The 8,388-nt window shown below is 63.8% G+C and carries 5 protein-coding genes; 3 read left to right on the top strand and 2 right to left on the bottom strand.

The window, feature by feature from the left end:
- The 3 genes from AC1D14_RS22470 to AC1D14_RS22460 all read left to right on the top strand — a co-directional run.
- A partial coding sequence (locus AC1D14_RS22470) for an L-lactate permease (RefSeq protein WP_476969223.1) occupies nucleotides 1-1,300 on the top strand: 1,300 nt, incomplete at its 5' end.
- Between the two features lie 86 nt (nucleotides 1,301-1,386).
- Entirely contained in the window at nucleotides 1,387-2,757 is a 1,371-nt protein-coding gene (locus tag AC1D14_RS22465; RefSeq protein ID WP_476882508.1) for an FAD-binding oxidoreductase, read from the top strand.
- A 138-nt stretch (nucleotides 2,758-2,895) separates the two neighbouring features.
- A complete protein-coding gene (locus AC1D14_RS22460; RefSeq protein ID WP_476882507.1) occupies nucleotides 2,896-3,678 on the top strand; it encodes a FadR/GntR family transcriptional regulator in 783 nt (260 codons plus the stop codon).
- A gap of 558 nt (nucleotides 3,679-4,236) precedes the next feature.
- Here AC1D14_RS22460 and AC1D14_RS22455 read toward each other — a convergent pair.
- Together AC1D14_RS22455 and AC1D14_RS22450 are read right to left on the bottom strand one after the other, a co-directional pair.
- On the bottom strand, nucleotides 4,237-7,065 hold the full coding sequence (locus AC1D14_RS22455; RefSeq protein ID WP_476969222.1) for an FAD-binding and (Fe-S)-binding domain-containing protein: 2,829 nt from the start codon (nucleotides 7,063-7,065) through the stop codon (nucleotides 4,237-4,239).
- A partial coding sequence (locus AC1D14_RS22450; protein WP_476969221.1) for an L-lactate permease occupies nucleotides 7,065-8,388 on the bottom strand: 1,324 nt, incomplete at its 5' end. The genes AC1D14_RS22450 and AC1D14_RS22455, both read right to left, overlap by 1 nt.

The raw sequence follows: 8,388 nt of genomic DNA, 5'->3' as shown, positions 1-8,388 counted from the left end.
GCTCAAGTCCGCCGTTGTCTCGCTCCTTGCCAACACAGCCCCGGTGGCCTTCGGTGCCATGGCTGCTCCCATCATTGCCCTGAACGGGGTCACCGGCCTGCCCTTGCACGATCTGTCCTCGATGGCCGGCCGGCAAACACCCTTTGTCGCCCTGATCGTGCCGCTGCTGCTCGTCTTTATCGTGGACGGCAAGCGTGGCCTGAAGCAGACCTGGCCCGTGGCGCTAGTGGCCGGCGCGGTATTCGGCATCTTCCAGTTCATCACGTCCAACTACTTTGCCGTCGAACTGACTGACGTTGTGGCCGCCGTCGCAACGGTGGCCGCAGTGCTGCTGATGCTTCGTTTCTGGCAGCCCCGGCAGATCATCGAGATGTCCGGGCAAGGCAGCGAATCAGGCGAGCCCGGCGATGAGTTGTCATCCGGCCCGGCACAGTCCCGTCAGGCCTCGGCTCGCCGCTACGGCTCAGAGCGGGAACCGGCCTCCGCCTCCGTTACGGAGGCCGTTTCCGCGGCCGCGACCACGCGAGTCATGACGCCGACCAACGTACAGCGGCCCGCAGCGCGGGAAATTTGGATGGCCGTGGCGCCGTACCTGATCATCATGACTATTTTTTCCATCGCCCAGATTCCTCTCGTGAAGAACTGGCTGAGCGTGGTGGGAAGCGTGAGCTTTGCATGGCCGGGCCTGGACGTTGTCGATGCAGACGGGAAGCATGTTGCCGCGCAGAAGTTCAAGTTCGACCACCTTAAGGCCACCGGTACGCTTCTGCTGATCTCTGGCATCATCACCATGGCCCTGTACCGCATTCCGGCAATCAGTGGACTCCGGATTTACTGGGAAACTCTCAAACAATTGCGCTGGACCATCATCACCGTGACCGCCGTCCTCGCCCTGTCCTTCGTCATGAACCTGTCCGGACAGACAACGTCCCTCGGTCTGGCACTCGCCTCGGCCGGAGGCTTCTTTGCTGTGCTCTCCCCGGTGATCGGCTGGATCGGAGTCGCGCTCACCGGCTCTGACACCTCCTCCAACTCCCTGTTCGGCCAACTCCAGGTTGCCGCAGCCGAACAAACAGGCTTGCCTCCGGTTCTCATGGCAGCAGCAAACTCCTCCGCCGGCGTAATGGGCAAGATGCTGTCCCTGCAAAACTTGGCAGTAGCCTCGGCTGCCGTGGGCCTTGAAGGAGCCGAAAGCACGCTGTTCCGGAAGCTTCTGGGCTGGAGCCTTGCGCTCCTGGCCGTAATGATCGTCCTGGTCCTGCTGCAGTCAACTCCGGTGCTGGGCTGGATGGTTCCCTAAACCCCACATCATCAAAACGAACATCGCACTGGGGTACGGTTTCGTCCAATCCCTGGGCCCCAAGAAAACAAAGAGGTTTCCTTTCCATGAGCACAACAACAGCCCTCACAGCGTCCTTGGCTCTCCTGAACGCCAGCGCACACTCGTCGATTGACTTGGACGAACGCGTCCGGGTAAGCACGGACCGATCCGGCTACATCCCGCCCAGCCTCCCGGACGGCGTCGTGTACGCCACCAGCACGGAGGAAGTGGTTGCCACCATGAAACTCGCGGCGGCACACAACGTTCCGGTGGTTCCCCGCGGTGCCGGGACAGGACTGGCGGCGGGAGCTTCGGCCCACGCGGGCGAAGTGGTCCTTGACCTGGCCCGGATGAACAAGATCCTCCACATCGACCCGGTGGAGCAGCTGGCGGTGGTGGAACCTGGCGTTCTCAACGCCGAAGTGAACGCCGCAGCGGGGGCCCACGGCCTTTTCTATGCACCGGATCCCGCGAGTACGGCAATTTGTTCCATCGGTGGCAACATCGCCACCAACGCCGGCGGAATGTGGTGCGCAAAATACGGCGTTACACGGGAATCCGTCCTGGCGCTCCAAGTTGTCCTGCCCGACGGCCGGGTGCTGCGCACGGGAAGGAACACTATTAAGGGAGTTACAGGGTATGACCTGAACGCCCTGATGATCGGTTCTGAGGGAACGCTGGGCGTCGTGGTGGAAGCCACGCTGCGCCTCCGGCCCCGGCCCATCCGGACCGCTACCGTCGCCGCCTATTTCCCGGATGTCGACGCCGCCGCCCTGGCTGCATCCGCCATCATCGCAGCCCGGCTGCAGCCCTCGGTGCTGGAACTCATGGACGGCCCCACACTGGAAGCTGTGGACGCGGCGCACGGCACCGACCATCGCTCAAAGGGCGGTGCCTTCCTGTTGGCCCAGACCGACGGGTACGGCGCGTTCCTGGAACAGGACGTCCTGCTTAAGGCTATCGAGCCTTTCGCCAGTTACATCGAGAAGGCCGTTGATCCTGCGGCCGCGGATGCGCTGGTGGCCACACGAAGGGAAGCGATCCCGTCGCTTGAGCGGCTTGGACGTGTCTCGATCTGCGACATCGGCGTGCCGCGGAACCAGTTGGCAGCAGTCTTCGCGGGGCTGGAAGACATTTCCCGAAAAACGGGCGTCCGGATTTTCAACGTTGCCCACGCAGCGGACGGCAACCTTCACCCGATGATCGTCGTCGAACCCGACGAATCCATCACCGAAGGGCCCGCCAAGAAGGCCCTCGGCGACATGTTCTACCTGGCCCAGCGCCTTGGTGGCACGCTCACGGGTGAACACGGCGTCGGGCTGCTGAAGCTAGACTGGCTTGAAGACGAGCTGGGCAGCGTGTCGCTGGAACTTCAGCGGTCGATCCGCAATGTGTTCGATCCGCAGGGAATTCTGAACCCGGGTAAAGCCATCTAACCGGACTACACAGTCCCTCTACAGGCTTGGGTTAAGGAAAGGGATAGCGGCCGCTTACAGGTTCTGTTATCCCTTTCCTTTCCTGACCTCTTGGACAGTACCGTCGCTGATGCTTTTCCTGGTAGGGGAAAATGAAGCATGACCGATTTAGCACCTTCCTCACCGAAGCGGACATACGATGCACTCCTGCAGGATGTTGAGGAGGGGTTGCGCTCCGGACGCTTCAAAACCGGGGACCAATTGCCCGGGGAGCGCATACTGGCCGAAACATACGGTATATCCAGGGCATCAGTGCGAGAAGCAATGCGAATCCTGGATGTTGTGGGTGTCATCCGCAGCCCGAGCGGGGCGGGCCCCAAATCCGGCGCCGTCTTCGTCTCTGAACCTTCGGCAGGGCTCGCCTCCACACTTCGCCTCCATATCGCCAGCAACCGACTTGCCGTCAAAGACATCGTCGAAACCCGAATTCTCCTCGAAACATGGGCTGCCGAGGCGGCTGTTCAACATGACGATCCACAGGGCATCCAGCGAGCCAGGGAGCTTCTTATGGCCATGGATGCTCCAGACATCGATTACGAAACATTCCATAATTTGGACGCCCAGTTCCATCTGGCTCTCAGCGCGTTAGCTGGCAATACGGTCATCGATACGGTCATGGACTCCCTTAGCGGCTCCGTCCGTGGCTACATCAAGGACGCCCTAGTTTCTCTCGGACAATGGCCGGTCGTCCTCGCGGAGCTTAGGGCTCATCACCACGCAATCTTTGCTGCCGTTGAAGACAAGAACGGCGGCCTTGCAGCTGACCTGCTCCGGAAGCATATCGAGTGGCTGTACGACCAGACCACAAACGCACAGTCCGTAGCGCCCAATCCCCCTGGGCCTGGACGGACGAACATTCTGGCAAGTCCGGCCCAAGCTTAATCGGTTACAAGGCTGAACCGCAGGGCGGCGTTCTGCCCCTATTCGCCGCCCACGGCAGGCACGAGCGTGGAAGAAGCTCCACTCGAAATTACGCAGGCCAGCCCCGGTGCGACGGAAAGAGGTCCTCAATCATTTATTTCGGGACAGGGGCTCTCGATGCCCGGCTAGACAAGCGAAGAGACTGCCCGAAGCCAACAACTCCCGGGCCAGCACCTCCACACCCCAATTACCCGGGTTGCGCGGCCCGCCGCTTTGGGGGACCCCCGTCGGGGCGGCAAAGCACAGGTGGGTTGGCACCAGTCCGACTGGACACTAAACGACGGCGGGCACCCAAGGAGAGCTAGATCGACATAATCATGGCTATCGACCATGCGGTACTGCGGGTTTGTGCCGAACCCTACGCCTTCCATTCTTCCGGTAAAGATGAGGTCCTGGTAGAGCTGGACGATGGAGGACGGCTGGTGAATTAGATAGAGAGGTTGAACGCGCGGTTCTGGTGGTTCCCTGCTGATAGGTGATGGTCACGAGAGCCGGTCATGAACACGTTGCCGGATTTGGTCACCTCGTCACTTCCTCCAGCAGTTCCAGGACGTGCCGGTAGTCGGCGCCCGTTGCCCTGGTCATCCCCAGTTCGCAGGTGCGGTTGCATGATGCATGCGCTGACGCACCGATTTGCCCGACCTCTTCCCCCTGCTTGCGGGTGGCGGATGCCGTGAGCTCGGGGTGGAGCATGCCGCGATCCCCGGCGAACGCGCAGCAGCCCCAGTTCACCGGAACATCCACCTTGTCCGCCACCGCCTTGGCCACTGCGTCCAGGGAACCGTTGATCCCCATGCGGGTTGAGGAGCAGGTGGGGTGCAGGGCCAGGGAATCGAGCTTCTCGTGGTCCGGAAGCTTGGGCAGGATGTGCTCGGCGGCGAAGTCCACGGCATCGACGATCCTCAGCGGACGCTGGCCCAACAGGGGGACGTCCGATTCAACTGCCTGCCGAAGCCCCTCGGTGCAGGAGGAGGCGTCGCAGATGATGCTGAGCTCGCCGTCGCGGGTGGCTTCGCGGAGCGCGGCCAGGGTTTTCTCCCGCATCGTCATTTGGCCGGTAACCATGCCCTTGGAGGACCAGGGGGTTCCGCAGCAGAGGCCGTCGATGCCGTCCGGCACCAGGAGCGTGACCCCTGCACGCCCGCAGAGCTGCTCGAAGCTGTACTGCACTCCGCGGTCGGCAGAACCGGGCTTACCCGCGCCGGCCGGCCCGAACATCGTCCCCACGCACGCGGGGAAGTAGACGGCGTCCGGCGCCCTGTCCGGCATCGGACGTTTCCTGATGGAACCGCCGCCCGGCAGCTCCGGTGAGTACAGCGGTACGGTGTCCGTTCCCAGGACCGCCCGGGCCGCCTTGTTGGGGGGAGCCACCGCCGCAGCAGGTAGCTTGTTCACAACGGTGAGGGCCAGCGAAGCGCCACGCGTGACACCTTCCCAGTGCTTGGCCGCGGCGTTCCACGCGCCGTTGGCCACGGGGCCGGCGTCGGAGCGCCGGATCCTTTTGACCAGCAGGCCGGTGTTGATCTCTACGGGACAGGCCGTCTGGCACATGCCGTCCACGGCGCAGGTCTGCACGGACTCGTAGTCATAGTCCTTTTCCAGTTGCTTCACTAGCGCTGTGTCGCCGGCCAGGCGCGCGGATTCGATCGCGCGCAGGGTCACGATGCGTTGTCGCGGCGTCAGGGTGAGGTCCTTGCTGGGGCACACCGGTTCGCAGTAGCCGCAGGAAACGCAGCGGTCTACTTCTTCGGCAACGGGGGGCGCCGTCTTGATGTGGCGCAGGTGCGCCTGTGGATCGTCGTCCATCAGGACGCCGGGGTTCAGCGTTCCGGCGGGATCGAACAGCCGTTTGATCCTGCGCATGACACCGTACAGTTCGTCCCCGTACTGCCGCCGCACATATGGCGCCATGACCCGGCCGGTGCCGTGCTCGGCCTTGAGCGAGCCGCCCTCGCCCAGAACCAGGTCCACCATGTCCTCCGTGAACGAGCTGTACCTGTCCAGTTCGTCGGCCGTGGTGAACCCGTCCGTGAGCATGAAGTGGACGTTGCCGTCCTTCGCGTGCCCGAAGATCACGCTGTTGCTGTAGCTGTACTTCTCGAACAGTCCGATCAGTTCTTTGCACGTCCGGCCCAGCACGGGAACCGGAACCACGATGTCCTCCAGCAGGGCTGTGGTGCCCTGCGGACGGGCGCCGGCCACCGAGGCGAACAAGCCCTTGCGGAGGTGCCACAGGCCTGCACGCGCGGAGGCATCATTGGTGAATTGAGCACCGGCGGCCAGGCTCAAGCTGGGCAGAATGTTTTCGCCGCCGCGCTGCAGGACTGCCAGTTCGTCCGGCCCTTCAGCCGAGTATTCCACCAGCAGCGCTGCGTGGTCACGGACCATCAGGTCCTGCACGACGGCGGGGGTCCCCTTCAGTGTCTGGCCCACCTTGAGGGACAGGGCATCCATGAGTTCCAAGGTCGCCGCGCCGGTCGCTACCAGGGCCGGCAGGGCGGCGTTGGCTGTCTGCAAGTCGGGGAAGACGAGCAGGCCAGTCGCGGCGTGCTGCAGCCGTGGGATGGTGCGGAAGACCGCCTCCGCCACGAAGCCGAGTGTGCCTTCGCTGCCGACGATCAGGTGGGCCATTATGTCCACCGGGCTCCTGTAGTCCAGCAGGGAGTTCAGGCCGTAGCCCATGGTGTTCTTCATGGAAAACTGCTGCCGTATCCGGCGCACCGAATCGCTGTTGCCGCGCACACGGGCGGCAAGCTGCGACAGGCCTCCGTAAAGGTCCGGCTCCAGCGTCCGGAGCTTTTCGTCCGCGTCCGGCGCTCCGGTGTCGATGACGGTTCCGGAGGGCAGCACCACGGTAAGGGACTCAAGCGTTTTGTAGGCATTGTCCACGGTGCCGCAGTTCATGCCGGAGGAGTTATTGGCCACCACCCCGCCGATGGTGCACGCCGCCTCGCTGGCGGGATCCGGGCCGAACTTCCGCCCGTACGGTGCCAGCCGCGCATTCAGCGCCCGCACGGTGACGCCGGGCTGCACGCGGACCCGGGCGCCGCCGTCGAGCACTTCAACTTCCCTGAAATTGCGCCGCACGTCCACCAGGACTCCGTCGGTGACTGCCTGGCCGCTCAGGCTGGTTCCGCCGGAGCGGAAAGTCAGCGGAACGCCCTGTGCGGCACTGGCCTGCAGGAGGCTTCCAACTTCTGCCGCGTTCCCTGCCATCACGACGGCCTGCGGGATGAGCAGGAAGTGCGAGGCGTCGTGGGCGTTGGCGTGCAGGTCGATTGCGCGGGTCTTCACTTGGGCGGGATCGGCAACGGCCTGCCGGAACTCTGCCAATTTGAGGTTGGGCATCAGGGAACCATCCAGCCAAGCACGGGTGTGGACTGCAGGAAGATCAGGAGCGTGATGAGGGCCAGGAGGCCCACGCTCCAGCCAATCAGCTTCCTGAACAGGGTGCCTTCCGCTCCGTCCAGGCCCACTGCAGCGGAGGCCACGGCGAGGTTCTGCAGTGACAGCATCTTGCCCATGACGCCGGCTGACGAGTTGGAAGCTGCCATCAGGACGGGCGAAAGTCCGGTCTGTCCTGCGGCGGTAGCCTGCATCTGTCCGAACAGCGAGTTGGAGGAGGTGTCCGAGCCGGTCAGGGCAACACCGATCCAGCCGATCAGAGGCGAGAGGAGCGCGAAGAGGCCGCCCGCCGAGGCGAGGGCGAAGCCGAGCGTGGTGGTCTGGCCGGACAGGTTCATCACGAAGGACAGGCCCAGCACCGCAGTAACGGTGACAATCGTCCAGCGAAGCTGCACCAGGGTCTCGCGGTAGATGCGCAGCCCGTTACCTGCCCTGATCCGGTAGAGGGCCATGGTGATGATGCCCGAGAGCAGGAGCAGGGTTCCGGTGGACTTCAGGTGGTCGAGCTTGAACTTGGTTGCCGCCACTTGCTTGCCGGCTGAATCGGTGATGTCCAGGCCGGGCCAGTGGAATGTCACGGCGCCCACCTGGCCCAGCCAGGCCTTGATGAAGGGGATCTGCGCGACGGAGAAGATGGCGATGATGATCAGGTAGGGGGCGATAGCCAGCCAGATCTCCCGCGGCTCCGGGCGGGTGCGGGTGGGGACGATGTCCGGACCTGCTTCCGGCGTTGCGGGCTGGCTCGCGCCCTGCCGGAATGCGCGGTCTTGCGAGGCGGAACCGGACTTCTCGGCTCCGCTGCTGTGGGCCATGACAGGCACAGTATCCGCTTGCAGGGAGTCGCCGACGCCGATGGTTTCCTTAGGCTGCCAGGCCCTAAGCATCAGGAGCACTGCGGCCACGGCGACCACGGCGGCCACGACGTCAGTCAGTTCGACGGCCAAGTAGTTTGAGGTGACGAACTGAGCGATGGCGAAGGCGACGCCGGCGACCAGCGCCACGGGCCAGGTCTGCTTCAGGCCACGCTTGCCGTCCACGATAAAGACGAGCAGCAGCGGCACGATCAGGGCGACAAAGGGTGTTTGCCGGCCGGCCATCGAGGACAGATCGTGCAAGGGCAGGCCGGTGACCCCGTTCAGGGCAATGATGGGAGCAGCCATGGCACCGAAGGCCACCGGGGCTGTGTTGGCAAGGAGCGAGACAACGGCGGACTTGAGCGGTTTCATGCCGGCGGCCATCAGCGGTTTCATGCCGGCGGCCATCAGC

Source organism: Arthrobacter sp. P1_B11, from assembly GCF_056406715.1.
Note: the sequence above shows the minus strand (reverse complement) of the source record. Positions and strands in the feature narration are given on the sequence as shown.